Genomic DNA, 2,371 nt, shown 5'->3' on the forward strand with positions numbered 1-2,371 from the left:
ATCCGCGCCTCGCCAGGCGCTCGGCCTGACGCCGCCGGAGGACGGTCCGGTGCCCGAAGGCGCCGACCTGCCGGATCCCGGCGGCGACGGCGGCGCCTCCGCGACGGTGTCGGCCCTGGAGCGGCTGCTCACCGAGGGCAACCCGCTGTTCAAGGACGGCCAGACCTGGGTCCCGCACCGCCCGGAGCGACCGAAGAAATCCGAGGGTGGCGTCCGGTTCACGCTGAAATCCGAGTTCAAGCCCGCCGGTGACCAGCCGAAAGCGATCGCCGAACTCGTCGGCGGCGTGCAGGGACTCGAGCGCGATCAGGTGCTGCTCGGCGTCACCGGCTCGGGCAAGACCTTCACGATGGCCAAGATCATCGAGGAGACCCAGCGCCCGGCCCTGATCCTGGCGCCCAACAAGACGCTGGCCGCGCAACTCTACGGGGAGTTCAAGGCGTTCTTCCCGGACAACGCCGTCGAGTACTTCGTCTCCTATTACGACTATTACCAGCCCGAGGCCTACGTCCCGCGCTCCGACACGTTCATCGAGAAGGAATCCTCGATCAACGAGCAGATCGACCGGATGCGCCACGCCGCCACCCGCGCCCTGCTGGAGCGGGACGACGTCATCATCGTCGCCTCGGTCTCGTGCATCTACGGCATCGGCTCGGTCGAGACCTACACGGCGATGTCGTTCACCGTGTCGCTCGGCGAGCGGATCGAGCAGCGCCAGCTCATCGCCGACCTCGTGGCCCTGCAGTACAAGCGGATCCAGTCGGATTTCGTCCGCGGCACCTTCCGGGTGCGCGGCGATTCCATCGAGCTGTGGCCCGCCCACTTGGAAGACCGCGGCTGGCGCATCGGCCTGTTCGGCGACGAGGTCGAGAGCATCGTCGAGTTCGATCCGCTCACCGGCAAGACGATCTCCGAACTGAAGTTCGTGAAGGTCTACGCCAACTCGCACTACGTGACGCCGCGCCCGACGCTGCAGCAGGCGATCAAGGGCATCAAGAACGAGCTGAACGGCCGGATCGAGGAATTGACCAAGATGGGCCGGCTCATCGAGGCGCAGCGCATCGACCAGCGCTGCACCTTCGACATCGAGATGATCGAGGCCACCGGCGCCTGCAACGGCATCGAGAACTATTCCCGCTACCTCACCGGCCGGAAGCCCGGCGAGCCGCCGCCGACCCTGTTCGAGTACCTGCCCGACAACGCCCTGGTCTTCACCGACGAGAGCCACGTCACGGTGCCGCAGATCGGCGGCATGTACCGGGGCGACTTCCGCCGGAAGGCGACGCTCGCCGAATACGGCTTCCGGCTGCCCTCCTGCCTCGACAACCGCCCCCTGCGCTTCGAGGAATGGGACGCGATGCGCCCGCAGACGGTCCACGTCTCGGCGACGCCCGGGAAGTGGGAGATGGAGCAGACCGGCGGTGTCTTCGCCGAGCAGGTGATCCGCCCGACGGGGCTCGTGGATCCGGTGATCGAGATCCGCCCGGCCCGCAGCCAGGTGGACGACCTGCTGGGCGAGGTCCGCGAAGTCGCGCAGGCCGGCTACCGGACGCTGGTGACGACGCTCACCAAGCGCATGGCCGAGGACCTCACCGAGTATCTCCACGAGAACAGCGTGCGGGTGCGCTACATGCACTCCGACATCGACACGCTGGAGCGCATCGAGATCATCCGCGACCTGCGGCTCGGTGCCTTCGACGTGCTGATCGGCATCAACCTCCTGCGCGAGGGCCTCGACATCCCGGAATGCGCCCTGGTGGCGATCCTCGACGCCGACAAGGAGGGCTTCCTCCGCTCGGAGACCTCTCTGATCCAGACCATCGGCCGCGCCGCCCGCAACGCCGACGCGCGCTGCATCCTGTACGCGGACAACATCACCGGCTCGATGGAGCGGGCGATGGCCGAGACCGAGCGGCGCCGCACCAAGCAGCTCGCCTACAACGAAGAGCACGGGATCACGCCGCAGAGCGTGAAGCGCGGCATCGCCGACATCCTCAGCAGCGTGTTCGAGCGCGACCACGTCCAGGTCGATACCGGGCTGGCCAAGGACGCGATCACGGTGGGCCACAACCTCAAGGCCGTGATGGCGGATCTGGAGAAGCGCATGCGCGCCGCCGCCGCCGATCTCGACTTCGAGGAGGCAGCCCGCCTGCGCGACGAGCTGAAGCGGCTCCAGGCCACCGAGCTTCTGGTCTCGGACGACCCGATGGCACGACAGAGCGACGTGGAGCGCGAGGCCGGGAAGTTCGGCCGGAAGGCGCCGCGCGGGGCAGGGGGCGCAGGCGGAGGCGGCAGCCGCATCGCCAAGCCCGACCTCGACAATATGGGCCCCGGCACGGACCGGGAGCTTCCGGTGGGCGGCCTCGCGCCG

The 2,371-nt window shown here is 68.3% G+C and carries 1 protein-coding gene; it reads left to right on the plus strand.

Annotated elements, in window-relative coordinates; translation table 11 throughout:
* Positions 1–25: 25 nt before the first annotated feature.
* Positions 26–2,371: excinuclease ABC subunit UvrB (gene uvrB, locus I53_RS00615; RefSeq protein WP_374701283.1), on the plus strand; the 2,346-nt coding region annotated here is incomplete at its 3' end.

This window comes from Methylobacterium sp. B1, assembly GCF_000333255.1.
In the GTDB taxonomy this organism is placed as follows: Bacteria; Pseudomonadota; Alphaproteobacteria; order Rhizobiales; family Beijerinckiaceae; genus Methylobacterium; species Methylobacterium fujisawaense.